25 protein-coding genes are annotated in these 25,330 nt (G+C 63.8%); 11 read left to right on the forward strand and 14 right to left on the reverse strand.

From position 1 onward, the window contains the following. Positions 1-4: 4 nt before the first annotated feature. Positions 5-1,186, reverse strand: coding sequence for an epoxide hydrolase family protein (locus AC1RRE_RS03800; protein ID WP_492979759.1), 1,182 nt, complete (start codon positions 1,184-1,186; stop codon positions 5-7). Between the two features lies 1 nt (position 1,187). Beyond that, the gene (locus tag AC1RRE_RS03805; protein ID WP_492979760.1) at positions 1,188-1,814 is read right to left on the reverse strand and encodes a LysE family translocator; all 627 of its coding nucleotides are present in this window, start codon (positions 1,812-1,814) and stop codon (positions 1,188-1,190) included. A 162-nt stretch (positions 1,815-1,976) separates the two neighbouring features. Between AC1RRE_RS03805 and AC1RRE_RS03810 the strand changes: the two genes are divergently transcribed. Then, positions 1,977-3,062, forward strand: coding sequence for a peptidoglycan-binding domain-containing protein (locus tag AC1RRE_RS03810; RefSeq protein ID WP_492979761.1), 1,086 nt, complete (start codon positions 1,977-1,979; stop codon positions 3,060-3,062). A 6-nt stretch (positions 3,063-3,068) separates the two neighbouring features. Here AC1RRE_RS03810 and AC1RRE_RS03815 read toward each other — a convergent pair whose 3' ends face one another. The 3 genes from AC1RRE_RS03815 to secA form a co-directional block, all read right to left on the reverse strand. Further along, a complete protein-coding gene (locus AC1RRE_RS03815) occupies positions 3,069-3,632 on the reverse strand; it encodes a hypothetical protein (RefSeq protein ID WP_492979762.1) in 564 nt (187 codons plus the stop codon). Positions 3,633-3,658: 26 nt separating this feature from the next. Beyond that, entirely contained in the window at positions 3,659-4,666 is a 1,008-nt protein-coding gene (locus AC1RRE_RS03820) for a DUF2891 domain-containing protein (protein WP_492979763.1), read from the reverse strand. Between the two features lie 152 nt (positions 4,667-4,818). Then, on the reverse strand, positions 4,819-7,506 hold the full coding sequence (gene secA / locus AC1RRE_RS03825) for a preprotein translocase subunit SecA (protein ID WP_492979764.1): 2,688 nt from the start codon (positions 7,504-7,506) through the stop codon (positions 4,819-4,821). 260 nt (positions 7,507-7,766) lie between these two features. Here secA and dapE point away from each other — a divergent pair, with 260 nt between their 5' ends. The 3 genes from dapE to AC1RRE_RS03840 all read left to right on the forward strand — a co-directional run bounded on the left by dapE (position 7,767) and on the right by AC1RRE_RS03840 (position 10,320). Then, complete coding sequence (gene dapE, locus AC1RRE_RS03830) at positions 7,767-8,993, forward strand: succinyl-diaminopimelate desuccinylase (RefSeq protein ID WP_492979765.1); 1,227 nt, start codon at positions 7,767-7,769, stop codon at positions 8,991-8,993. Beyond that, positions 8,977-9,552: a hypothetical protein gene (locus AC1RRE_RS03835; protein ID WP_492979766.1), complete on the forward strand. Its 576-nt coding sequence runs from the start codon at positions 8,977-8,979 to the stop codon at positions 9,550-9,552. Before dapE ends, AC1RRE_RS03835 begins: the two co-directional genes overlap by 17 nt. Before the next feature lie 171 nt (positions 9,553-9,723). Then, a complete protein-coding gene (locus AC1RRE_RS03840; protein WP_492979767.1) occupies positions 9,724-10,320 on the forward strand; it encodes a DUF6624 domain-containing protein in 597 nt (198 codons plus the stop codon). A 4-nt stretch (positions 10,321-10,324) separates the two neighbouring features. Here the strand turns inward: AC1RRE_RS03840 and truA are convergent, their stop codons facing one another. From truA to def, 3 genes are read right to left on the reverse strand one after another with little or no spacing between them, the layout of a single operon-like run. Beyond that, positions 10,325-11,062, reverse strand: a complete 738-nt coding sequence (truA, locus tag AC1RRE_RS03845) for a tRNA pseudouridine(38-40) synthase TruA (RefSeq protein ID WP_492979768.1) — start codon at positions 11,060-11,062, stop codon at positions 10,325-10,327. Then, positions 11,062-11,982, reverse strand: a complete 921-nt coding sequence (fmt, locus tag AC1RRE_RS03850; protein WP_492979769.1) for a methionyl-tRNA formyltransferase — start codon at positions 11,980-11,982, stop codon at positions 11,062-11,064. The genes truA and fmt overlap by 1 nt, the downstream gene beginning before the upstream one ends. Before the next feature lie 7 nt (positions 11,983-11,989). Beyond that, entirely contained in the window at positions 11,990-12,508 is a 519-nt protein-coding gene (gene def / locus AC1RRE_RS03855; protein WP_492979770.1) for a peptide deformylase, read from the reverse strand. 106 nt (positions 12,509-12,614) lie between these two features. On the opposite strand from def, the gene rmuC reads away from it, so the two are divergent. From rmuC to AC1RRE_RS03875, 4 genes are all read left to right on the forward strand, one after another. Further along, positions 12,615-13,952: a DNA recombination protein RmuC gene (gene rmuC, locus AC1RRE_RS03860; RefSeq protein WP_492979771.1), complete on the forward strand. Its 1,338-nt coding sequence runs from the start codon at positions 12,615-12,617 to the stop codon at positions 13,950-13,952. Further along, the gene (locus tag AC1RRE_RS03865; protein WP_492979772.1) at positions 13,949-14,563 is read left to right on the forward strand and encodes an exopolysaccharide biosynthesis protein; all 615 of its coding nucleotides are present in this window, start codon (positions 13,949-13,951) and stop codon (positions 14,561-14,563) included. Before rmuC ends, AC1RRE_RS03865 begins: the two co-directional genes overlap by 4 nt. Further along, the gene (locus AC1RRE_RS03870) at positions 14,560-14,979 is read left to right on the forward strand and encodes a cupin domain-containing protein (RefSeq protein WP_492979773.1); all 420 of its coding nucleotides are present in this window, start codon (positions 14,560-14,562) and stop codon (positions 14,977-14,979) included. Before AC1RRE_RS03865 ends, AC1RRE_RS03870 begins: the two co-directional genes overlap by 4 nt. A gap of 142 nt (positions 14,980-15,121) precedes the next feature. Next, positions 15,122-15,814 carry a carboxymuconolactone decarboxylase family protein gene (locus AC1RRE_RS03875; protein WP_492979774.1) on the forward strand — a complete coding sequence of 231 codons (693 nt, stop codon included), beginning with the start codon at positions 15,122-15,124 and terminating at the stop codon, positions 15,812-15,814. Here the strand turns inward: AC1RRE_RS03875 and AC1RRE_RS03880 are convergent. Then, positions 15,718-16,548 carry an AraC family transcriptional regulator gene (locus AC1RRE_RS03880; protein WP_492979775.1) on the reverse strand — a complete coding sequence of 277 codons (831 nt, stop codon included), beginning with the start codon at positions 16,546-16,548 and terminating at the stop codon, positions 15,718-15,720. The genes AC1RRE_RS03875 and AC1RRE_RS03880 overlap by 97 nt on opposite strands. A 92-nt stretch (positions 16,549-16,640) precedes the next feature. Between AC1RRE_RS03880 and AC1RRE_RS03885 the strand changes: the two genes are divergently transcribed. Next, a complete protein-coding gene (locus tag AC1RRE_RS03885) occupies positions 16,641-17,873 on the forward strand; it encodes an MFS transporter (protein WP_492979776.1) in 1,233 nt (410 codons plus the stop codon). Here AC1RRE_RS03885 and yddG read toward each other — a convergent pair. After that, positions 17,844-18,731: an aromatic amino acid exporter YddG gene (yddG, locus tag AC1RRE_RS03890; RefSeq protein ID WP_492979777.1), complete on the reverse strand. Its 888-nt coding sequence runs from the start codon at positions 18,729-18,731 to the stop codon at positions 17,844-17,846. The two genes, AC1RRE_RS03885 and yddG, sit on opposite strands and share 30 nt — an antisense overlap. A 133-nt stretch (positions 18,732-18,864) precedes the next feature. After that, the gene (locus tag AC1RRE_RS03895; RefSeq protein ID WP_492979778.1) at positions 18,865-19,365 is read right to left on the reverse strand and encodes a hypothetical protein; all 501 of its coding nucleotides are present in this window, start codon (positions 19,363-19,365) and stop codon (positions 18,865-18,867) included. A 101-nt stretch (positions 19,366-19,466) separates the two neighbouring features. Between AC1RRE_RS03895 and AC1RRE_RS03900 the strand changes: the two genes are divergently transcribed. Continuing rightward, the gene (locus AC1RRE_RS03900) at positions 19,467-20,702 is read left to right on the forward strand and encodes an MFS transporter (protein ID WP_492979779.1); all 1,236 of its coding nucleotides are present in this window, start codon (positions 19,467-19,469) and stop codon (positions 20,700-20,702) included. Between the two features lie 129 nt (positions 20,703-20,831). After that, entirely contained in the window at positions 20,832-22,802 is a 1,971-nt protein-coding gene (locus tag AC1RRE_RS03905) for an APC family permease (protein ID WP_492979780.1), read from the forward strand. A gap of 69 nt (positions 22,803-22,871) precedes the next feature. Here the strand turns inward: AC1RRE_RS03905 and speE are convergent, their stop codons facing one another. The 3 genes from speE to AC1RRE_RS03920 all read right to left on the reverse strand — a co-directional run bounded on the left by speE (position 22,872) and on the right by AC1RRE_RS03920 (position 25,211). Beyond that, the gene (speE, locus tag AC1RRE_RS03910; RefSeq protein WP_492979781.1) at positions 22,872-23,837 is read right to left on the reverse strand and encodes a polyamine aminopropyltransferase; all 966 of its coding nucleotides are present in this window, start codon (positions 23,835-23,837) and stop codon (positions 22,872-22,874) included. Then, positions 23,834-24,268: an adenosylmethionine decarboxylase gene (gene speD / locus AC1RRE_RS03915; RefSeq protein ID WP_492979782.1), complete on the reverse strand. Its 435-nt coding sequence runs from the start codon at positions 24,266-24,268 to the stop codon at positions 23,834-23,836. Before speD ends, speE begins: the two co-directional genes overlap by 4 nt. Positions 24,269-24,635: 367 nt before the next feature. After that, complete coding sequence (locus AC1RRE_RS03920; protein WP_492979783.1) at positions 24,636-25,211, reverse strand: PAS domain-containing protein; 576 nt, start codon at positions 25,209-25,211, stop codon at positions 24,636-24,638. Positions 25,212-25,330: the final 119 nt, after the last annotated feature.

The raw sequence follows: 25,330 nt of genomic DNA on the forward strand, positions 1-25,330 counted from the left end.
GATCCTAGATCTGCATGTTGCGGAAGAATGCCTGCACGTCGGCCGCGAAAGCCTCGGGCTGCTCCATGGCGACGAAATGGCCGCCCTGCGGCAGGTCGTGGCGATGCGTCACGGCATAGCCGCGCTCCAGCCAGCCTGGCGGTGGCGGCGGCGTCAGGTCCCAGGGCACCAGCAGGAAGCCGGTGGGCACCGCGATGAATTCACCGGGCTTCAGATTGAAGTCGCCGGTCTCGCGCGCGGCCCAGTATATCCAGGTGGCAGTGGTCGCCGTATCGGTCAACCAGTAGAGCGCGATATTGGCGATCAGGTGATCCATGTCGAAGACCGGCTCTTGCTGGCCGGGCGCGCGGGCGAAGCCGTGGAATTTCTCGACGAACCAGGCCGCCAGTCCCACCGGGCTGTCGCTTAGGCCATAACCGAGCGTCGAGGGCTTGGTGCTCTGGATCGCCAGATAGCCGGTCTCGGCGGCATGCCGCTTCTTGGTGCGCGCGATCCAGTCCTTCTCGGCATCGCCGAGCGGAGCAGAGTCCTTGGTGATCGCCGGGCGCAGCGGCACCATGTTGAGATGCAGGGCTTGGACATGCGCGGCATGGTCGACGCCCATCCAGCTCGAGACGATGGAGCCGAAATCGCCGGCCTGCACCAGGAAGCGTTCGCAGCCCAGCACATCCACCATCAGGTCGCGCCACAGCCTGGCAATCGCGCGCGGGCCGATTGGTTTTTCGATGGGCATCGAGAAGCCGTAGCCGGGCAGGGTGGGGCAGACCACCGTGAAGGCGTCTTCCACCCGGCCGCCAAAGCGTTCGGGATGCGCCAGCCGCGGGATGACATCAAGGAATTCCAGCACCGAGCCCGGCCAGCCATGGGTCATCAGCAGCGGGCGGGGCGCGTCACCCGAACCGCGCTCGATCAGGAAATGCACGGTTTGCCGGCCGCCATCGGGGCGCTGCAGCGCCACGCGATATTGCGGATAGGCATTTAGCTTCGCTTCCCAGATGCGCCAGTCGAAACCGTCGCACCAGCGCGCGACGAAGCGGCGCATATAGGCGCCGTTGCTGCCGTATTGCCAGGCCGCATCCTGCGGCTCGGCCGGAAAGCGGCTGAGTGCCAGTCGTGCCTGCAGATCGGCCAGCGCCGCATCCGGAATCCGGATGCTGAACGTCTCCGCCGAAGCCGCGAGGCGCATCTCAGGCCTTTTTCAGCGACGCGGTCAGCATGCCGGCGCCGACCAGCATGGCGCCGCCGGCGCGGTTCATCCATTTCAGCACGCGCGGGCTCATGATGCGGTTGCGCGCCTGACCCATCATGGCGATCCAGCAGCCCTGGATGCCGGCGGCCAGCACGTTCAGCGTGAGCGTCAGCACTACCACCTGCGGCAGCAGGGGCTTGGCCGGATCGATGAACTGCGGCAGGAAGGCGGCGAAGAACAGGATGCCCTTCGGGTTCAGCAGTGTGACCAGGAAGGTCTGCAGGATGGCTTCGCGCGCCGAGCTCTTGCCGCTGCTGACGGGCGTGATCTCCATCGGTGGCGAGCGCCACAGCTTGATGCCGAGATAAACCAGATAGGCGGCGCCGATCCATTTCATCGCCGTGAAGGCTTCGGCGGATGCTGCCAGCAGCGCGCTGAAGCCCAGCATGGACAGTGTGATGGCGCAGATGTCGCCGAGCGTTACGCCGATCAGGCTGAGCGCGCCGATGCGCGGACCGCCAGCCATGGTGTGGCCCATCACCATCAGCGTGGTGGGGCCGGGAATCAGGATCATGATCGCGGCGGCGGCAGCGAAGGCGAGCCAGAGTTCGGGGCTGACGGGCATGCGAATCCTCCAATCTTTGTCCCAGCCAGCCATAGGGCGGGCCGTTTCTGCAAGGGGTGGCAGGGGCTTAGGTAAAAAAAGAACAAAATGAGAAATTATTCTGGCCATATTAAGATAAATATCCTATTATAAGTTCATCTATTGTTCCAAATGGAGTCTTCCATGTCGCTGTTGTCTCCTGATCCGGATACCGGTTTCGACCCTGACCGCCTGTTCGGCCCGGTGTCGGCACCGGAACCCGATTCCGATCCCTTCGGCCGCATCGGTGCCGGCGATCCGGCCTGGGAGGCGGCGCGTGGCCGCTGGATGGATGGCGCGCCGTTGAAGGATTTGTTCGGCGATCACCTGTTCAGCCTGAACGACACGGTGGGCACCGGCCGCACCAACCAGCGTGGCGATGTATTCAAGATGCAGGCGCTGTTGCATCGCGAGGCCGCACTGGATGCCGAAGCCACCGGCGGACCAACCGGCTACTGGGGCAACCGCGACGATGAGGCGCTGCGCGCGCTGCAGAAGGACAATGGCCTCACCGTGGATGGCTGGGCTGGTCCGCAGGGTGAAACCATCACCGCGCTGCAGGCGGGCTATCGCCCGGTGCAGCTGGCCCAGGCGTCGACGCCAGCGCCAAAGCCGGAATCAGTGCAGCCGGCACCGCAGCCGGCCGTTGATGCCTGGCCTGAGTCGCCGGTTAGCGCCGATTTCCGCAATGCCATCGCCAGGCTGGAGAGCAGGAACGGTGGCTATGGGGCCGAGAATGCCGGCGCCTATGGTCGTTACCAGATGCGCAAGCCGGCCTTGCGCGATGCAGGGCTGCTGGACGAGAAGGGAAACTGGACCGGCAAGTACGGGATCAACAGCCTGGAGGATTTCAAGCGCAATCCGAAGGCGCAGGAACAGGCCTTTGCCGATTTCATGGCGCGCACGGCTGCCTATCAGCGCGAGGCAGACCTGCCGAAGTATCTCAACCGCGAGGTCATCGGCCTGGAGGAAAAGTTCAAGGTCACCGAAGGCGGTCTGGCTGCGGCGACACATCGCCAGGGCGCCGGCATGGTGAGGGCCTATTTCGATTTCAAGAATGCAACCGACTGGGTGAAAAGCGACTTCGATAATATCCCCAAGACGATCGAAGTCGCCATCGCCAGGATGCAGGATGGCCTGAAGCCGGAGCAGAAGCGGGCAGCGAAAACGATTTTAAGTAGCGTGGAAACGCGGCTGCGCGAATTCAGTAATATCGACTATCGCAGGTGACCGTGACTATGGGTTGTTCTTGGGTTGCCAGACGACAGGGTTCTTTCTTGTGTAATTCAGGATGCGCAGCCAAGATTCGTGCGCAGCTCCGACCTCGATATCGTGAATCTCTTTATATCGCGCAAAGGCACTGACGGTGGGGAGCAGTTCACTCATATAGCGTGTATCGGCGAACACGATGGTTTCTGCTTCGGTGCGAATAACGACCTCAGACGAGCCACCCGTCCACGAAACCAGGACGAGGACATTATCCGTGACCCAGTGGTCCTTTACTTTCCTTTCTCCGATATGGCCGCTAAGGGCTAGGAAGTAGGACGCCTCGTAACCGATATGCTTGGTGAGCGTCATGTTACTGATCCGCTCGTAATAGGGGCCGGTCAGTGCGCGCAGCTGCCGTTCGACTTCCGGATGCTTCAGCACCAGGTCTCTGTTCATGGTGCCGATGGCGGGGGACAGGTCGGCCGCGTATTTGCCGAACTTCTTCATGTCGTCTTGGTCAGCATCGGCGGCATGCACCGGCGCGGTAGGCAACAGGAAGAGCAGGGTGAGAATCAGCAGGTGTTTCATCATGACGCCAGCCTAGCGCAACTGCCGCGCTATTTTCCAGCCAGTCCTTCGACGCTCAACGCGCCATAGGTGGCGAGCCAGTGCTCACCACCGTATTCACCGCTCTCCAGCAACGGCAGGCTGGCCTGCTCATGCGCGGCGGCGGCGAGCAGCAGCGCGGTGGAATCACCGGCAAGTTTCGCGGCGATGCCGCGCAGGCACCAGGCACGGCTCAGATTGAGGCCATCCAGATGCACGCCTTTGGCATCGGACCGGTCGGCGACGATGGCGGGGCGAAATACAGTTGCAGCATCGGGCAGGAAGCGTGCCCACCAGGCGGCGAAGTCGCCGGCCGGCAGCAGCTCAGCCATCAGCAGTGCCTCGATCAGCGCGCCCGACAGGAAGTCGTCGCCATTGGGCTCATAACGCGCCGGATAATCGGTGTCATGAGCGAAGACGCGGCCGGCATAGGCCGTGATCGCCGGCTCCAGCGTCGGCTCATTGGTGATGCGCGCGTAATGCAGAGCCAGCAGCAGGCCAAAGGCGGTGTTGAAATGCGTGCCGACGCGGATCGGATAGGTCAACTTGTCCATGTAGGCCGGAAAGCGCTGTACGATGCGCTGCTCCAATGGCAGCAAGGCCGCGCGCCAGGTCTTCGCCTGGGTGTGATCCCACAGCGACAATTCGGCCGAGAGCGCCAGCAGCCAGCCCCAGCCGTACGGCCTTTGCCAGGTGCCACGACCCGGCGCATCCAGATAGGCGGCCTCACCCGCGCCTTTCTCAGGCGTGAAATGCACGGGGAACAGCTGCTCGGCCTTCACGCGGCCGCTGAGATCGGGATGGCGGCGCAGGCAGCGCGCCAGCAGCCACCAGCCATGCACGCAGGAATGCCAGTCGTAGCTGCCGTAGAAGATCGGATGCAGCCGGTGCGGCGGCAGCACATCGGCGGCGTCGTTGTTGAAATGCGTCAGGTTGTTGGGGAATTCGCGGTCGAGGTTGCGCAAGGGCAGCGCGGCGAAGCGCTCGGCCTGATCACGGGAGAGGCGGGGCTGTGTCATATGCCGATCATGGCATGACACAAGAGAAGTCGTCATCCCGGGCTTGACCCGGGATCCCATGATTCTTTTTGCGGGAATGACGGAAACGAGGGCGAGGCAAAAGAAAAGGCGCCCGGCCGGAGCGGGGCGCTTTTCTGTTCAAGCTGTTTGGCTTATTTGCCGTGGCAGTATTTGAACTTCTTGCCCGAGCCACAGGGGCAAGGGGCATTGCGCGGCGTGGACTTCCAAGTGCTCTCGTCGTTCGGATCGACGGCAGCCGAGCGGGCCTGCGACACCGGACGTGCCGGCAGTGCATCGTCGTCCTCGCCATCGAGGCTGCGGCCCTCGTGCATTTCCTGCGGCGGGCGGGCGAAGGCCGGCGGCTCCTCGGCGCGCACTTCGACGCGGGCGAGGATCGAGGTCACCTGCTCGCGTACGCGCACCAGCATCTGTTCGAACAGCGTGAAGGCCTCGCGCTTGTATTCGTTCAGCGGGTCCTTCTGCGCATAGGCGCGCAGGCCGATGGCCTGGCGCAGGTAGTCCAGGTGATGCAGATGTTCCTTCCAGGTCTGGTCCAGCACCTGCAGCAGCAGGCTGCGCTCGACCATACGCATCACGTCGGGGCCGAAATTGGCGGCCTTTTCGGCCATGCGGCGTTCGACGGCATCCAGCAGGCGCTCGCGAATCTGCTGTTCAGCGATGCCTTCTTCCTTGGCCCAGTCAACAATCGGCAGGTCGAGCGCGAAGATGCGCGACACTTCCGCCTGCAGGCCCTCGGCGTTCCACTGTTCGGCATAGGCCTTTTCAGGGATGTGGATGTCGACCAGGTCGTTGATGATCTCGTCGCGCATGTCGGTGACCGTGTCGGCCACGTGATCGGCGCTCATGATCTCGATGCGCTGCTCGTAGATGACCTTGCGCTGGTCATTCATCACGTCGTCGTATTTCAGCAGGTTCTTGCGGATTTCGTAGTTCCGCGCTTCCACCTTCTGCTGCGCCTTTTCCAGCGCCTTGTTGATCCAGGGGTGGATGATGGCTTCGCCTTCCTGCAGGCCAAGGCGCTGCAGCATGCTGTCCATGCGCTCAGAACCGAAGATGCGCAGCAGGTCGTCTTCCAGCGACAGGAAGAATTTCGACGCGCCCGGATCGCCCTGGCGGCCCGACCGGCCGCGCAGCTGGTTGTCGATGCGGCGGCTTTCATGGCGTTCGGTGCCGATCACGTAGAGTCCGCCGGCGGCGCGCACCTTGTCCTTTTCGACCGCGACTTCGGCGCGAATCTCGGCCTCGCGCTTTGCCTTGGCGGCATCGTCCAGGCCTTCGGTTTCGCGCAGGATGCGCATGTCGGCGTTGCCGCCGAGCTGGATGTCGGTGCCGCGGCCGGCCATGTTGGTGGCGATGGTGACGGCATTCAGGCGGCCGGCCTGCGCGACGATATAGGCTTCCTGGTCGTGATGGCGCGCGTTCAGCACATTGTGCTCGATCTTGCGCTGCTTCAGGTAATCCGACAGCAGTTCCGACTTCTCGATCGAGACGGTGCCGACCAGCAGCGGCTGGCCCTTCTCGCGGCATTCGGCGATCAGCTTGACGATGGCTTCGTATTTCTCGCGGGCCGAGCGATAGACCTCGTCATCGGAATCGATGCGCGCGACGGCGACGTTGGTGGGGATTTCCACCACTTCGAGACGATAGATGTCGGCAAATTCAGCGGCTTCCGTCGAGGCCGTGCCGGTCATGCCGGCCAGCTTGGGATACATGCGGAAGTAATTCTGGAAGGTGATCGAGGCCAGCGTCTGGTTCTCGGTCTGGACGGCGACGCCTTCCTTGGCTTCCAGCGCCTGGTGCAGGCCGTCGGAATAGCGGCGGCCTTCCATCATGCGGCCGGTGAATTCGTCGATGATGACGACCTTGCCGTCCTTGACGATATAATCCACGTCGCGGCTGAACAGCACATGGGCGCGCAGCGCCTGGTTCGCGTGATGCACGGCGGCGATGTTGTCGATATCGTAGAGCGAGTCCGACTTCAGCAGGCCGGCATCGCGCAGCAGCTGTTCGATATGGCCGGTGCCTTCCTCGGTGAAGTTGGCCGAGCGCTGTTTCTCATCCTTCTCGAAGTCGCCCGGCACCAGGCTCGGGATCAGCGCATTGACCTTCACATAGAGGTCGGTGGTGTCTTCGGACGGACCGGAGATGATCAGCGGCGTGCGTGCTTCGTCGACCAGGATCGAGTCCACTTCATCGACAATCGCGAAGGTGAAGGGGCGCTGCACCATCTGCTCGCGCTGGAACTTCATGTTGTCGCGCAGATAGTCGAAGCCGTATTCGTTGTTAGTGCCGTAGGTGACATCGCAGGCATAGGCCGCGCGGCGCTCCGCGTCATCCAGGCCATGCACGATGATGCCGGTGGTGAGGCCGAGGAAGCCGTAGACGCGACCCATCCAGGCGGCGTCGCGGCTGGCGAGGTAGTCGTTCACGGTGACGACATGCACGCCGTTACCGGTCAGCGCATTGAGATATACGGCGAGCGTGGCGACCAGGGTCTTGCCTTCACCGGTCTTCATTTCGGCGATGCGGCCATCATGCAGCACCATGCCGCCGATCAGCTGCACATCGTAATGGCGCTGGCCCAGCACGCGCTTGGCGGCTTCGCGGGTGACGGCAAAGGCTTCGGGCAGCAGGTCGTCCAGCGCCTCGCCCTTCTCCAGGCGCTGCTTGAACTCGACGGTCTTGGCCTGCAGGGCGGCATCGGTGAGGGCGCTGATCTCGGGCTCGAGCGCGTTGATGGCCTGGACGGCCTTGGAATAACCCTTCACGGCGCGGTCGTTGGCCGAACCGAACAGCTTCTTGGCAATCGCGCCGAACATGCCGTACCCCTGAAAATGCCGCTAAATATGCGTCGCCAAACGAGAACCGGGCGACGGAAACCCGGCATTAGATATGCATTGCCCCCGCCCGTGTCAACGAAGGGGGGTGCGGTAAAACAGCCCGTAAACCCAGCAGGAAGTCAGTCTGTCCGCCGCATTGACCCGCGTCGATTCAAGGGGTTACATGCCCGCTCTCCGGCCAGATGCCCGAAATGGCCGTTTCCGCAGCCTTTCCCACAGTTTTCAGGGGCTTTTCAGCCGTGTCTGCCTCCGCTCTGCCCGATCCCGTCGACCTGTCTCAGGCCCTGATCCGCTGCCCCAGCATCACGCCCGCCGACAAGGGCGCGCTGGGGGTGCTGGAACAGGCGCTGACCGGGCTGGGCTTCCACTGCGAACGCCTCAAATTTTCGGCACCCGGCACGCCGGATGTGGAAAATCTCTATGCCCGCTGGGGTGCCGGCGCGATCGGCCAGATGAAGCCCGGCACGCCGAACTTCTGTTTCGCCGGCCATACCGACGTGGTGCCGGTGGGTGATGCCAAGGCCTGGACCGTTGATCCCTTCGGCGCCGAGATCATCGAGGGCCAGTTGTATGGTCGTGGCGCCACCGACATGAAATCGGCCATCGCCGCCTTCGTTGCCGCCGCCGGGCGTTTCCTGGCCAGCCGCAACAATCAGCTCGATGGCGGCATCAGCCTGCTGATCACCGGCGACGAGGAAGGCCCGGCCATCAACGGCACCACGCGCGTGCTCGACTGGCTGAAGGAAAAAGGCGAGACGCTGTCGGTCTGCGTGGTGGGCGAGCCGACCAATCCGCTGCAGCTGGGCGAGATGATGAAGATCGGCCGGCGCGGCTCGCTGACGGCGCGGCTCACCGTGCATGGTATCCAGGGCCATGTCGGCTATCCGCATCTGGCTGACAATCCGGTGCCGAAGCTGCTGGACATTCTCTCGGCGCTGAAGGCGCGCCGCCTGGATGCCGGGAATGCGCATTTCGAGGCTTCCAATCTGGAGATCACCACGGTCGATGTCGGCAATCCGGCCAACAACGTGATCCCGGCGGCCGCCAAGGCCGTGCTCAACATCCGCTACAACACCGAACAAACCTCGGCCGGCCTGAAGGACTGGATCACGCGCGCGGTCGAAGCCGTCTGCGGATCGCAGAGCGCCAATCGCAGCCTGCAGGGCACCCGCTTCGACCTGCTGCTGGAAGACGGTGCGATGCCCTTCCTGACCAAGCCCGGGCCGTTCGTCGCCGCGATGGCCGAAGCCGTGAAGACCGGCACGGGACGAGTGCCCGAGTTGAGTACGACGGGCGGCACATCCGATGCGCGTTTCATCCAGGCCTACTGCCCCGTGGTGGAATTCGGCCTGGTCGGCCAGACCATGCACAAGGTGGATGAACGCGCCGGCGTGGACGACATCCGTGCGCTCAGCCGTGTTTATGAAAGCATGCTGCAGCGGTTCTTCGATGGCGTTGTCGCTTAAGGGCGAAATCCTCGCCGCCATCGGCGGGCTCGGCCTGCTGCTGCGCGGCGACGCCCGCGCGCTGCTGGCCTACGATGTTTCCGAAAGCGGCTTCTGGCGCAGCTTCCGCTGGCCGTTTCTCACGCTGCTCGCCTATATCGCGCTGATGCGGCCCGATGCGGTCGAGCTGGCGGACTGGAATGACGACGTGCTGGCCTACAACATGGTGCGCGGCGTCGAATTCCTGCTGGCGTGGATGGTCTATCTGGCCGCGATGGCGGCCTTGAGCCGCGCCTTCGGCCTGGGCAACCGCTTCGCCGTCTTCACCGTGCTCTACAACTGGGCGCAGGCGATCACCACGACGGCGACCTTGCCGCTGCTGGCCGGGACTAGCTTCGGCCTGCTGGGGCCGGGCATTCTCTCGGGCTGGAGCACCGCGCTGCTGCTGGTCTGGCTCTATATCGTGGCGCGAATCGCCCGGCTCGGGCTCGGTGCTGGCTGGTCGCTGGCGGTTGCCGCGGCGGCGCTGGATCTGACCATCAGCATTCTTGTGCATCGGCTGATCGGCACCGTCATCTGAGAGGGTTATCCGGATGCGCGTGGCCGTGCCCGATTTTGGCCAAAAACATGTGTGTCAGACTGGACTTAGCCGGTCCAAAGCGTCAATCTAACCGGAAGATTCGAACCCAGAATCGGTTCGACATGCATGCCGGAGAACTGGCCTGATCGTACAGGACTATCTGAGGTATCAATGGACCAGGCATTGCGCAGCCGACTGATCGGCATGCTGGAAGAGAACCGGACGCTGCGAACCTCGCTCGCCGCCGATGGCACCCTGTTCCAGGGCTATAACGAACAGATGCGCGCCCTGCACAACAAGCATGCCAAGGCGTTGGCCGATATCGTCGATGCCAAGGGCTGGCCCGGCTTTGCGCTGGTCGGTGAAGACGGCTGCACCTCGGCCTGGTTGATCGCCCAGCATGCCATCGGCCTGCCGCGCTTCATGCGCGCCTGTCTGGAAATGATCGAGGAGGCCGCGGCCAAGGGCGATGCGCCGCCCTGGCAGGCCGCCCTGCTGACCGACCGTATCCGCTGGCTGGAAGGCAAGCCGCAGGTCTATGGCACCCAGTTCGACTGGGATGAGAAGGGCGAACTCAATCCGCTGCCGATCGAGAATCCGGCCGGCGTCGATGCCCGCCGCGCCCTGGCTGAACTCACCCCGCTGTCCGAGGGTGTCGCCCAGCGTCGCAAGGAAGCTGCCGATGCCGGCGAAGTGGCGCCGGCCAATCCGTCGGCGCGCAACGCCGATTTCGCCGCCTGGGCCAAGGCTATTGGCTGGCGCGACTAAGGCGTCAGTAGTCGACGCGGGTCAGGCATAGCCCGTCCGGCGGCGCCGTCGGACCGGCAGCGGCGCGATCCTTCTTTTCCAGCGCGGCTTTCACATCCGCGGCCGTCCAGCGGCCTTCACCCACCATTTTCAGCGTGCCCGCCGTGATGCGGACCTGGTTGTGCAGGAAGCTGCGCGAGCGCACGGTGATATGAATCTCTTCGCCGACGCGGCTGACGTTCAGGTGATCCAGCGTGCGTTCGGGCGTTTTCGCCTGGCATTCGGTCGAGCGGAAGCTGGTGAAGTCGTGATGGCCGATCAGCACCTGCGCCGCCTCATGCATCGCCTGCGCATCCAGCGGCACCGGCACATGCCAGACAAAGCCCGCTTCCAGCGCCGGCGGCGGCCGGCGGTTCAGGATGCGATAGAGATAATGCCGCGCAGTGGCGGAAAAGCGCGCATCGAAGCTGTCATCGACAATGCTTGAATCCAGCACGGCGATGCGCTGTTCGCGCAGATAAAAATTCAGCCCGTCGCGGATGCGGTCGGCCGTGAAGTCACGCGCCAGATCGAAATGAACCACCTGGCCAGTGGCATGCACCCCGGCATCGGTGCGACCGGCGGCGAATATTTCGATGGGCGTGCTGCACATGGCTTCCAGCGCTTCTTCCACCGCTTGCTGCACGGCGCGGCCATCCCTCTGGCGCTGCCAGCCGACAAAGGCCGTGCCGTTGTATTCCAGCGTGAGCTTGAAACGTGGCATTACGAGAGCCGCGTCGATTTCGGCAGCGGCTGGCCGCGCAGGAAATCGGCGATGGCAACGGCGGATTTGCTCGGACGCTGCAGTTTCAGCAGCTTCAGTGTGCCTTCACCACAGGCGACGGTGCCGGCATCGTCCAGCATCGTACCGGGCGCGCCGCTGCCTGAAGCCGGTTCACAGGCCAGCAGTTTGATGCGTTCGCCGTTCAGCTCGAATGTCGTGCCGGGGCCGGGATTGAGCGCGCGCACCATGCGGTCGATTTCGATGGCCGGCTTCGTCCAGTTGATGCGGCCTTCGTCCTTGGCCAGCTTGGACGCATAGGTCACGCCATCTGTGGGCTGCGGCTGCGGCGTGATCTTTCCCTCGTTGAAGGCATGCAGCGCACGCACCATCAGCGGCGCGCCAAGGCGGGCGAGGTCGTCATGTAGCTCGGTGATGGTCATACGCGGCGTGATGGCGACGCGCTCGCAGTCCAGCACCGGGCCGGTATCGAGGCCGACATCCATCTGCATGGCGCAGACGCCGGTTTGGGAATCGCCAGCGAGAATGGCGCGCTGTATCGGCGCGGCGCCACGCCAGCGCGGCAGCAGTGAGGCATGCAGGTTGAAACACCCCAGACGCGGCGCATCGAGCACCGGCTTTGGCAGCAGCAGACCATAGGCGACAACGACAGCCGCATCGACGTTGAGCGCGGCGAACGCGGCCTGCGCCTCGGGTGCCTTCAGGCTGACGGGATGGCGCGTGCTGAGGCCCTTCTGTTCGGCAAAAGCCTGCACGGGCGAAGGCGTCAGCTTCTGGCCGCGACCGGCGGGACGGGGCGGCTGGCTGTAGACGGCGACGATCTCGTCGCCGGCTTTCAGGAAGGCGTCGAGCACCGGCACGGCGAAATCCGGCGTGCCCATGAAGACGAGGCGCAATGTCATGCGCGGATCAGGCGGTGGTGGTGAGGCGCTTCTGCTTCAGCAGCTTGCGCAGGATCATGTTGCGCTTCAGCGCCGAGATATGATCGACAAAGAGGATGCCGTCGAGATGGTCCATCTCATGCTGCAGGCACACGGCCATCAGGCCATCGGCATGCAGTTCCTGTTTCTCGCCGTTGCGATCGAGATAGCTGACCTTGATTTCGGCCGGGCGTTCGACCTCGGCATACTGCTCCGGCAGTGACAGGCAGCCCTCTTCATAGAGCTGGTCGTCATCCGACACCCAGGTGATTTCCGGGTTGATGATGAAATAGGGCTGCTTGTCTTCGCCCTCGCGGCTCACATCCATCACCAGCATGCGCTTCTGGATGCCGACCTGGATGGCGGCGAGGCCAATGCCCGGCGCCGCGTACATGGTTTCCAGCATGTCGTCGAGCTGCTGGCGCACCTCGTCCGTCACCGCCTCGACGGGGGTCGAGACAGTCTCCAGAACGGGGTCTGGCGCCGTGATGATGGGCAGCAGGGCCATAAGCGGTTTCCGTGATAATCCGGGCGTAAATCCGAGGCGTGAGATAGGCCGCGGGCTGGCGGTCCGTCAAGCCCGCTGTTATTTAACATCCATGCCTATGGATATAATGCCGATTCTCGCCGTCGCCAGCATTATCGGGCTGGGTATCGTGCTGATTCTGCTGGTCTTGCTGCTGCGCCGGGGCGCCCATCCCGGTGACGAGGCGGCGCTGGTGGCCGAGCTGCGCGACCAGGTGGATGCCGCCCGCGACGAAGCCGCAGCCGCCCAGGCCGCCCGGCTGGAGGCCGAGCGCATGGCGGCCGGCCTGCGCGCCGAACTGGCCGTGAAGACCCAGGCTTTCGAGAAGCTGGCCGAGACCGCCACGATGGCGGCCAAGGCCGCCGCCGTGGAATCGGCGACCCAGCTTTCCAACAAGCTGCTGGCCGACCACAAACGCGAAACGGAAGCCCAGAAGGAAGAGTCGCAAAAGCAGGTGCAGCAGGTCACCGAAGGCGTGGTCAAGCAGATGACCGAGGTGGCGCAGGTCGTCGCCGGCACGGTGGCGCAGCAGCAGAAGGACAACCAGCGCGTCGACGCCATCCATCGCATGCTGTCGCATCCCGGCGGCGCAGGCAGGCTGGCCGAAATCGGACTGGAGAACACGCTGAAGGCCTTCGGCCTGCAGCCCGGCGTTGACTTCATCCTGCAGTATCATGTGGCCGGCGACAGTAATCGCGGTGCCCTGCGTCCCGACGCCGTGATCTTCCTGCCGGGCGACGCGGTGCTGGTGGTGGATTCGAAAGCTTCCAAGCTGCTGCTCGATCATGCCGAGGCCGCAGGCGAGGTGGCCGAGGCCGCAGCACTAGCCCAGCTCGCCCAGCGCATGACCGCACACCTGCGCGCCTTGACCGCCAAGGATTACGGCAATGCCGTGGTCGCGGCGTACCGTGATGCCCAGCGCGGCGGTAGCCTGAAGCGCAGCATCGTCGCCATGACGCTGCCCAACGATGCCGCCGTGGAAAAGTTGCGGCTGGCCGCGCCCGATTTCGAGCAGCGCGCCATCGAATCCGGCGTAGTGCTGGCCGGGCCGTCGTCGCTGTTCTCGCTGATCGCGTTTTCGCGCATGCAGATCGATACGGGCCGCCAGGCGGAGAATCTCGACAAGATCGTCGATGCGGTCGCTGCCCTGGTGGACAGCACGGCCACAGCCTTGTCACTGGCCGAGAAAGTCGGGCGCGGATTGCAGCAGGCGACGGAACAGTTTGAATCCTTCAGCCGTTCGGTCAATGCGCGCCTTCTGCCGCGCGTGCGCAAGCTGGCGCAGCTGGGCATCCGTCCCGGCAAGAGCGCGCCGGCGGCATTGCCCAGTTTCGAGGTCAACGTGCATCGGACCGAAGACGTGATCGAAGCGGATGTGGAAGAGGTCGTCGCACCGCGTCTGCCCGGCTTCACGGATAGCAAGTGAACGACAGCCCGACACCAGAGAAGGTCAGCGATATCGTCGCTGCACTTTGCGATGGCACCGGTGAGGATCGTATCAGCCTGGACGAATTGCTGCGCGCCTTCGGCCTGCGCAGCTTCGGCCTGCTGGTGCTGGTTTTCGCGTTGCCCAACGGCATCCCCGCCCCGATAGCGCCCGGCCTCTCGGCTGTTTTGGGCGCGCCGCTGCTGCTGCTGTCGATGCAGATGCTGCTGGGCTTCAACACGCCGTGGTTTCCGCAGAGCTGGCGCGCGCGCAGCTTCCGCCGCGCCGATGTAGCCAAACTGCTGCGGCCGACCTTGCCGGTGATCATCAAGATCGAGCGCTTCGTGCGGCCGCGCCTGCCGCAGCTCTCGGGGCGCAGCGCCAACCGGCCGCTGGGCCTCCTGATCCTGTGGAATGCCGTGCTGCTGTCGCTGCCGATCCCGTTCGGCAACCTGATCCCGGCCTGGGCGGTGATCCTGGCGGCGCTGGGCCAGGTGGAGCGTGACGGCGCGCTGGTGATTGCAGCCTTGGCCACCACGGTGCTGGCAACCGGCTGGGTCTGGTTCCTGCTCGATGTCGGCCTCGTGCTGATCGAGAAAATCTTCTCATGACTGCCGACGAGATCATCGCAGCGCTCGGATTGCTGCCGCATCCCGAAGGCGGGCATTTCGTCGAGACCTTTCGCGATGCACCGGCCGCCGATGGCCGCAGTCGTTCGACCGCAATCTATTTCCTGCTCCGCCGCGGCGAACGCTCGCACTGGCATCGTGTCGATGCAGTGGAGATTTGGCATTTCCATGCCGGCGCGCCACTCAGGCTCAGTATCGCCGAAAAAGCCGGCGCGCCCGTGCAGACAGTCATGCTGGGTAGCGACATTGCAGCGGGTGAACGCCCACAGGGCATCGTGCCGCCGCATTACTGGCAAGCGGCCGAGACGCTGGGCGAGTGGACGCTGGTCGGCTGCACGGTTGCGCCGGGTTTTGACTTCTCTGGTTTCGAACTCGCACCACCGGGCTGGAAACCGTAGGGCGGGTCGCCCTGGTTTTCCGTAGCTTTCCCTGCCTCCGGTTTTTCGGACAAGTTTTCCGTTCGGCCAGCCAAAGACCGGCCGCCTCTGCTTTGCCTATAACCCATGCGGTTTAGGACGATGCAACGCGGGAGCGCAGATCATGTACCTGAGGACGATTGCGGAAAATGAGGCGACTGGTGCTGTTGCCGAGATTTACCAGGGTCAGATGCAGCGCATGGGCTTCGTGATGGAAGCGGCGAAATGCCTAACCGCGCGGCCTGATCTGCTGCCGGTCTACAATGACTTCGTCGACAAAATACGGGCCGGCTTTTCGCTGTCGCCGCGCGACTGGCGGCTGATCACCCTGATCGCGGCCAAGCATGTGCCTTCCACCTACTGCTCCTTCGTCTATGGGCAGCAGCTGATCGAGGATTTCGGCAGCCGCAATGCCGTGCTGGCGGTGCAGTACGATTTCCGTCATGCCGGACTGTCCGATCGTGACATGGCAATGCTGAGCTATGCCGAGAAGATTGCCCTGGACGCCAGCAGCGTCGAACAGGCGGATGTGGATCGCCTGCGTGTTGCCGGCTTCAACGACCAGCAGATCTGCGATATCGCGCTCTGTGCCGCTTTCCGTTGCTTTGTCGGCAAGCTCTTCGATGCCCTGGGCGCTGGCCCGGAGGCGGTATTCGCCAGCGAAAGCCGCACCTTCCGGACGGCGATGGCCGTGGGCAAGCCATACCAGGCCGATGGCGATCAGCCCGTTGTGGCGCGGCGGAAACCGAAATACCGGCTTGGTGTCGTGCCCAGGGCGCGGCGGAACATCGCCGTGAAGGCGGCGGCAGACGCATAGCCCAGATCGCTGGCCACCAGCGCCACCGGACGGCCGCTGCTCAGGCGCGACAGTGCTTCGGCCAGCCGTGCCTGCTGTCGCCAGGCCTGGAAGCCCATGCCGGTCTCGCGCTGGAACAGTCGCGCCAGACTGCGGCTCGACATGCCTGCCTCCAGTGCCAGCGTCTCGATATCGATGTCATCGCTCAAGCTTTCCAGTACGCGGCGGCATACAGGTTGTAGCTTGATGTCGCGTGGCATCGGCAAGTGCAGCGGCAAAGCCGAGACGGCGCGCATCTCGTGCAGCAGCAGCTGCGCAATCGCCGCGCCGCGACTCCCCCGGTCGTAGTCCACCGGTTCGTCGATGGCGGCGAGGATCAGCGCGCGCAGCAGGTCGGAAACTTCGATCACCTGACAGGTATCAGGCAGTGTCGTGGCCGTTTCGGGTGCAACATACAGCGTGCGCATGGCGACGGCGGCACTGCCCATGCGAATCTCATGGCGCACCTTCGGCGGAATCCACAGGGCACGCTGCGGCGGCACCACCCAGGTCCCGCCATTGCTGTCATGACTGGGCGTGGTCGTCACCTGCATCACGCCCTTCACGGCATAGACCAGCTGCGCCCGCTCGTGGCTGTGCGGCTCGATATGGAAGCCGGGCGGAAAATCCTTGGGCATCGCCGCCACCGGGATGGCGAGGCGCTGGTAATCCTCTGGATTGGTGCTGCGGCCAAGTATAGCTTTTCTCGGGACCATTTTGTCTGATTCTCGACAGAAACAGGCAGGACGATAGCTATCAGACACCTCTATGCTGGGCCCTGCAACTGTCTTTCTCAGGGATTCCGTCCATGTCGCTGCCGCGCCGGGTGATCAATTTCGTCAACATCGCCCATCTGTTCGACCACATGTTCATGCTGATCTTCCCCACTGCCGTGCTGGCGATGGAGGCGGATTTCGGCAAGAGCTACGGCGAGCTGCTGGCGCTGTCGATCGGCGGCTTCATCGCCTTCGGCGCCGGGTCGATCCCGTCGGGCTGGCTTGGCGACAAATGGAGCCGACGCAACATGCTGGGCGTCTTCTTCATCGGCATCGGCGGCGCCGCGATCCTGGCCGGCAGCACGACGTCGCTGTGGATGCTGGCGGCCGCGCTGACGCTGATGGGGCTGTTCGCCTCGATCTATCACCCGGTCGGCACGGCGATGCTGACCGCGCATGCGGAATCGCTCGGTTCGGAGAAACTCGGCCGCGAACTCGGCACCAATGGCGTCTGGGGCAATGTCGGCGTCGCCTGCGCGGCGCTGGTGACCGGCGCGATCGCGCAGTTCCTTGGCTGGCGCTTCGCTTTCATCCTCCCGGGTGCGGCGTCAATCCTGTTCGGCATCGCCTATCTGCTGATGGTGCCCGAGCATGTGAGCCCGCCGCGCAAGGGCAAGGCGCAGGTGAAGGTGCCGCGCGCCATCGCCATCCGCGCCTTTGCCGTGCTGGCGGTGGTGGGCGTCAGCGGCGGCGTGGTGTTCAATGCCGCCACCATCGCGCTGCCCAAACTGTTCAGCGAACGCATGCATGACCTGGTCGGCACGCCGATCGGCATCAGCATGCTGGTCTTCACGGTCTATCTGGCCGGTGCCATGGCGCAGCTGATCATCGGGCGTCTGGTTGACCGCTACACGCTGAAGCAAATCTTCGTGCTGGTGTCGTTCCTGCAGGCGCCGTGTCTTCTGTTTGCCGGCTTCACTGAAAGCTGGTGGTTGGTGCTGCCTTGCCTCGGTGTCATGTTCGCCGTCTTCGGCCAGGTGACGATCAACGACACCATGGTGGCGCGCTATACCTCGGATGAATGGCGCGCGCGGGCGTTTTCGCTGCGCTACCTGCTGTCGTTCGGCGCCAGCGCCACGGCGGTGCCGCTGATCGCGTTGATTTATGAGCGCGGCGGCGGATTCGACACGCTGTTCGCCGTGCTGGCGGCGCTGGGCCTCAGTATCTTCCTGTCGGCGCTGGTCTTCCCGGGCGGCTCGCCCACCGAAGCCGCCCGCAGCGAAGACGTGGCCGTTTCAGCGACGTCTAAGGTCGCCGGTGCCTAGCACGGCGCCGCCGATGATTAGCGCGCAGGCAAGGATGACGGGCAGGGTGAGCGCGCCCTGTCCGAACACGATCAGCAGCAGGGTGGACAGCAGCGGCGCGGCATAGGCCATGGTGCCGAGCGCACGCACATCGCCGCGCTTCATGCCGTGATCCCAGCAGAAAAACGCCAGGCCGACCGGCCCCAAGCCCAGCGCGACGATCGCCGCCCATTCGGTGACATCCGCCGGCCAGCCGGTGGTCTCGAAGGCAAAATGCCCAATCCATGACAGCAGCGCTGTCGCTGCGCAAAACGCCCCGACCGCGTCGGTGGGCACAGCAGCGAAGCGCCGGCTCAGCACCGAATAGCCAGACCAAGTGAAGGCGCAGGCAAAGGCGGCTGCATAACCGGCGGCATAGCGCCAGTCGAAGCCGAGTTCGCCTTTGCCGGCGATCAGGATGATGGTTCCGGCCAGCCCCAGCGCCGCACCGGCAAGATGGAACCAGCGCAGGCGCTCACCCGGCAGCAGGGCTGAGAACAGCACGATCAGCAGCGGCCAGAGATAGTTGATCAGGCTGGCTTCCAGCGGCGGCGCCAGTTTCAGCGCCAGGAAATACAGTGCGTGATAGCCGAACAGGCCGCAGACGCCGAGCGCCCAGGCTGCTGGTGCGAGACGGAAGTGCTTCACGACACCATCGCCGCGGATGATCCAGAGCAGCACGGCGGCCAGCGCCGACAGTGTGAAGGTCATAGCGGTGAGCTGAAGGGCCGGCACGTTCGGCGTCAGCGTGGTGAACAGCGCGAGCGCCGCCCAGAGCCAGATGGCGATGGTGCCGATGAGAGTCGCGCGCAGGCGCGCGGATGAATCAGACGTGGTCATTGTTGTGAATCCAGCAATACGGAAAAGAGCGCGGCAATGCCCCTATACAGTGATAGGGCGCATTGCGCAGGGATAGGGATGCCGCCGCCGGGACTCGAGATGTACGAAAAAGCCTGCTTTAGATCAAGCAGGCTCAGACCGCCTTGGCCGCCTCGAGGCGATAGAACAGCGGCGACTGCTCGTCTTCCAGCAGGCGCAGTGTGCCGCGAATCTGCAAGGGCTCTTCCACATAGGCGACCGGCGTGGCGGCTCGCACCGCCACGATTCGCGAGAGGCTACCGGCCATGCAGCCGGGGCAGTGGAACTGCAGGCCGCCGAACAGGAATTCGGTATGCGTCGCGCCCTCGCGGAAGGGCATCATGTAGCCGAACAGGGTGACCTCGTGGTTGTCGAGCGCGCGCACGGCGGCGGGGAAGCGGCTGACTATGCCGTCCTGCAGCCGGGTCTCGCCGGCCTGCGCTAGCAGGCTCCAGTCCAGCGTCCCCTCGGCCTCCGGAGCCTCCAGGCGCAGATGCGCCGGCGCCGGCGCCGGCGCAGGCTCCAGCGACAGGGCGCGCGCTGCGGGTGCGGCTCCCAGGCAGGTGAAGCCGGCGACGGAAAGAGGGGCAGCGGACAGGAAGCGACGGCGCAGCATGACGGTCTCATTCAGGAATAATGTTATAATATATCACAATTAAGAGACCGGACAAGTCAGGCGACAGGTCGGGCTTCTTTCGCGCCGCATAAGAAAATCTCATGCCGCTCCACGGAAAGCCCGGCTATAACGCCGCCATGTTTCTCAGCACCTATCGCCGCGACGGCTGGCCGCTGGTCGCCACGCTCTCTGTCGCGCAGCTCGTTTCCTGGGGCACCATCTTCTACGGCTTCCCGCTTTTCGTGGTGCCGATGGAGTCCGATCTGGGCTGGAGCCGTGCCGAGATGAACGGCGCGCTGTCGCTGGCGCTGCTGCTCGCCGGCTTCCTGGCGTTCCCCGTGGGCCGCCGCATCGACAGCCATGGCGGCCGTGCGTTGATGAGTGCGGGTTCGCTGCTCGCCGGCCTGCTGTTTGTCGCCTGGTCGCTCAACAGCAGCCTGATCCTGTTCTACGGCATCATCATCGGCCTCGGCCTGACCCAGGCGCTGACACTCTACACGCCGGTCTTTGCCGTGCTGACGCGACTGTTCCCGGTCGACTACAAGCATCGCATCACCGTGCTCACCCTAGCCGGTGGCCTGGCCAGCACGGTGTTCACGCCGCTGATCGCCTGGAGCATCGAGGCGATGGGGTGGCGTAACGCATTGCTGATGATGGCCGGCGTCAACTTGCTGTTCTGCCTGCCGGTGCATGTGCTGATGCTGCGCGACCGCGATGTGCCGCCAGTGGAAAAGGCAGCGGATGTCGAAGCCAATCCGATGAGGCGCGCCCTGCGCCATCCGGTTTTCTGGGGGCTGGCTGTCTGCTTCACCTTCTATCTGCTGGCGCATGCCATGCTGATCTTCCACTTCATGCCGATGCTGAACGATTATGGCATTCCGCTGGCGATTGCGGTTGGCGTGATGGCGGTGATCGGTCCGTCGCAGGTGGCGGGTCGCGTGCTGCTGCTGTTCGGCCGCAAGATCAGCACGGTGGCGACCGGCACTATCGTGATGGGACTGTTCATCTGTGCCATGCTGCTGCTGGCGCTGTTTCCCTCGGTGGTATCGCTGCTGTTTCTCTTCGCCGCGATCTATGGCGCGGCCAACGGCATGATGACCATCCTGCGTGGCACGGCGATTCCGGACTTCCTCGGTCGCGAAGGTTATGGCGCGATCGCCGGTGCGCTGATGCTGCCCGCCAGCATCGCCGCCGCAGTGGCGCCGTCGCTGGCGGCGCTGATCTGGGAACTCACCGGCGGCTACGGCATGGTGCTGATCGCCATGCTGGGCGCGATGGTCATTTCGGCGGTGGGATTCGCCTTCGCCGCACTCAAGGCGCGACCGGGTATTCGGTAATAATTATTAATTTCCACAGCCTTAGCTGACGCTTGACGATTTCCGCTTTCAGGCAGAGGATCGCGCCGCGTTTGACTGAAAACGCTTCAGCGACAGGCAACTGCCTCTCCCTTTTCCCGTTATCACATCATGAAACCTTCTTGGCTGAGTCTCGAACGACTCAAGCGTCTCTTTCTGGGCGCTCCTCTTGATCCCTTCTCGCCGAAAGTGCGTCAGCATATCGCGCTGGCTGCCTTCCTTGCGTGGGTCGGCCTTGGCGCAGACGGATTGTCCTCGGCCAACTACGGCCCGGCGGAAGCCTTCCTGGCGCTGGACGGACATACGCATCTGGCGCTGTACCTTGCCGTGGCCACCGGCCTCACGGTGTTCATCATCGCCTTCGCCTATAACCAGGTGGTCGCGCTGTTTCCCAATGGTGGCGGCGGCTACAAGGTCGCCACCGAACTGATCAGTCCCAATGCCGGCCTGGTCTCGGGTTCGGCGCTGATCATCGATTATGTGCTGACCATCGCCATCTCGGTGGCCAGCGGCGTCGACGCCCTGTTCAGCCTGTTCCCGCCGCATTGGCAGGCCTGGAAGCTGCCGATCGAATTCCTGGTCGTGATCCTCCTCACCACGCTGAACATGCGCGGCATGAAGGAGCCGATCGCACTGCTGCTGCCGCTGTTCCTCGGCTTCGTGGTCACCCATGTGCTGCTGATCCTGATCGGCATCGGCACCCATGCGGATGCATTGCCGGCCCTGATCCCGGCGACCGTGACCGAGACCCAGGACCTGGCCGGCACCATCGGCATGGTCGGCGTCATCGCGCTGCTGCTGAAGGCCTTTGCCATGGGCGGCGGTACCTATACCGGTATCGAGGCGGTCTCGAACAACGTCAACATGCTGCGCGAGCCGCGCGTGCAGACCGGCAAGCTGACCATGCTCTACATGACGCTGTCGCTGGCTTTCATGGCGGCGGGCCTGATCGTGCTCTACCTGCTGTGGAATGTGAGCTACGAGGAAGGCAAGACGCTGAACGCGGTGGTGTTCCAAGCCATCCTCGCCGAGCTGTTCGGCGAAAGCGTCTGGGTGCCGATTGCACTGACCATCACGCTGATCTTCGCCGCCGCCCTGCTATTCGTTGCCGCCAATACCGGCTTCCTCGGCGGCCCGGCCGTGCTGGCGAACATGGCGGTCGACCGCTGGATGCCGCATCAGTTCAGCCAGCTTTCGGATCGCCTGGTCACCCAGAACGGCGTCGTCGTCATGGGCGCGGCCGCCATCGGCGCGCTGTGGGTCACCGGCGGCGAGGTGCATTTCCTTGTGGTGCTCTACTCGATCAACGTGTTCCTGACCTTCTCGCTCTGCTTGGCCGGGCTGTGCCGCTACTGGATGATGCACCGGAAGGAAAAGGGTTTCGTGATCGGCATGCTGCAGTCGGGCATCGGCTTCGCGGTCGCCTTCTCGATCCTGCTGGTGACGCTGGTGGAGAAATTCCTCGATGGCGCCTGGTTCACCGTGCTGGCCACCGGCTTCGTCGTCTTCCTCGGTTATTCGATCAAGCGCCATTATGACGCAGTGAATCGCCAGTTGGCCGAAGCCGACATGCTGTTCGGCAATGGCCAGGGCGCACCGCCGGCGCGCGAGCTGGTGCCCGATCCGAAGGCGCGCACGGCGGCGCTGTTCCTCGGCGGCCGCGACGGCGTGGCCATGCATACGCTGCTGGCGGCGCTGACGCTGTTCCCCAACCAGTTCAAGAACGTGGTCTTCCTCACCGTGGGCGAGATTGACATCGAGCAGTTCCACGGCCAGGAGAAGGTCGCCAGGATGCAGGTGGAGATCGACACGCGGCTGGAGCGCTTCTCCAACTGGTGCGAACGCCGCGGCATCGCCACTGCTACCTACCGTGCCTATGGCACCGAGACGGTAGAGCTCCTGGACAAGCTGTCGGGCGAGGTGCTGCAGACCTTCCCCAACACCATTTTCTTCGCATCCAAGCTGCTGTTCGCCAACGAGAACTTCTTCACCCGGCTGTTGCATAATGCGACGCCGCTATCGCTGCAGCGCAAGCTGCACAGCCGTGGCGTAACGATGGTGATTCTGCCGATGAAGGTGTGAGGCCCGCCCCACACCGGACATGAAAAAGCCCGCTGGTAACAGCGGGCTTTTTTTTAATGGCGTCTGGCATTACTTCTTTTTTGGCTTCTTCTTTTTGGCGGGCGCCGGTTTTTTCTTCGGCGCGACCTTCTTTTTCACAGCCTTTTTTGCCTTCTTCTTCGCAGGCGCGGCCTTGGCGGCTTTCGGCTCCGGCAGCAGGCGGGCGACGAAGTTCGGCAGGGCAAAGGCGCCGAAGTGGATTTCCGGGTTGTAGTAGTTCAGTGCCGGCAGCTTCGCCGCATCGAAGCGGGCAAAGATATGGCGCGGATCGACATCGGTCATGTCGCGATCAGACGCCCAGGTCATCGACATGAAGCCGCAGACATAGGTCGGCACCACGGCGAGATAGGTGCCCGAATGCGCCCAGATCTGCTGGAACAGCTTGATCGCGTCGGTCAGTTCCGGGCCCTGCATATGCGGCACGCCGTTCTGCGCGACAAGAATTGCACCCGGCTTCATCACCCGGCGGCAGTTCTGGTAGAAGGCCTTGCTGAACAGCACGGTAGCCGGGCCGACCGGGTCCGGGCGATCCACGATCACCAGGTCGTAGCGGTCCTTGGTCTCGGCCACATAGGCCGCGCCATCGCCGACGATCAGGTTGGTGCGCTTGTCGCTGAAGGCCTTGCCGCAAATCTTGGGCAGGTACTTCTTGGCGATGTCGATCACCATGCCGTCGATCTCGACCATGGTGACGCGCTTGATCGTCTTGTGCTTCAGCACTTCTTCGAGGATGCCGCCGTCGCCGCCGCCCACGATCAGCACCGACTGCACCTTGCCATGGGCAAGGATCGGCAGATGGGTCAGCATCTCGTGATAGACGAACTCGTCGCCCTCGGTGCACTGCACGACGCCGTCGAGCGCGAGCACGCGGCCAAAGCGGCCGCTCTCGAACACACCGACATTCTGGTATTGCGACTTGCCCTCGAAGAGGACCTTCTTGACCTCGTGCGCCTGGCGGAAGCCCTTGTAGAGGGTTTCGTTGAACCAGGTCGTCACAGGACGAGGCCCCGCTTCAGTTCGGTGCACTGGATGTTGTCGGGCAGGAAGGCGCGGCGCAGCACCGGAATCGCCTTCTGCGGCTGGCAGTCGCCACAGACGAAGACGTCCAGCGCCGCATAGCCCTTTTCCGGCCAAGTGTGGATCGACATGTGGCTTTCCGCCAGCACGGCCACGCCCGAGATGCCGCCATTGGGCTCAAAATGATGCAGGTCGATGTTGAGCAGGGTCGCGCCGATCTCGGCCACGGCCTCGGTCAGCGTCTGCTTCACCAGCGCCAGGTTATCCAGGCCCTTGCCGCCCCACAGGTCGATGATCAGGTGCATGCCGGCATAACGCATGCCGTCCTTGCAGATGAAATGTTCCTCGGCCGCAGCCGACTCATCGATCGACACGGCATGCAGGGCGGGCTTGAGCGAATTCTTGGTCATACAGGTCTCTCCACCACGGGGATTGCTATCCGCAATCCTGGGAAAAATGAGCGCCCCCGGTAACGATAAGGGGGTGTCCGATTGGCAGAGAGACTGTTGGGAAAGCCCCGTGGTTCCGGTCGGTGGACACAAGGTCCGGGCCGACGGCCAGTGCGCAAACTTTCCAAACAGTCTCGAGAGGGGGGTATGGGGCCAAACCCCCGGCAATGCAAGAAAAAACTGCCCCTTTGGGGGTGTTTTTTCCCCCTGTTGTGCGGGGGTCACAAGCGTGGCGCAAAAGCGGCTGTGAATCGCCGTTTCATGGCGGGATTCCGGTGCATTCGGCTGTCATATGTGACAACCGCGCCCTGCCGTTCACGCCAGTCTTTCACGCCAGCGGCGGACCGACATGGCTGGAGGGGCGCTTGGCGAAAATCTGGCAGGCCAGCAGCATGTCGACGGTCTGGTGATCGCTGGCCAGCGGCAGCCAGATCGCTTCGTAATCGTACCAGCGCTCATCATAGAACTGCTTGTTGTGCACCAGCACCGGCATCGGCTCGCGCGCCACCATTTCCAGCCGACTGAGCAGCAGCGCGCGGTATTGCAGCAGCGGCAGCTCATCCAGCCATTTGCCGGTATGGTCGAAACCATCACGTGCGACGATGGCCGAGCCGATCAGGCGGTACCGGAAACGCAGGCCGCTGGGCGTATCGGCGTTGCGATGGACTTCGAAGATGGTGATGCCGCCCAGTGCGAAACGCATCTCGATCGGATCGACATCGCTGCGGGCAGGAAAACGGTGTGTCCCGCGCTGCACCTGCCAGTAATCATACAGCCGTCCGATGGCGGGTTCGCGGCAGTCGGCCGCGGTGAAGTCCCGGCGCAGCTGGCTGGCGGTGGAGAAGGTGGAGCGGCCAGGAGCCGCTGGCGTCTCCGATGTACCTGGCGGATGCCCCTCGGTCATGGCGGCAGCTTGGCGGCTTGGCCGGCGGCCGTAAAGCCCGCGTGCTGCAATGAATCCGTGACGGCGGCGGAGAGTAAGGTCTGGTTTTCGGGATGGCCCGGACGCCGTACAATCCGGGG

Source organism: Ferrovibrio sp. GW821-FHT12D07, assembly GCF_058807275.1.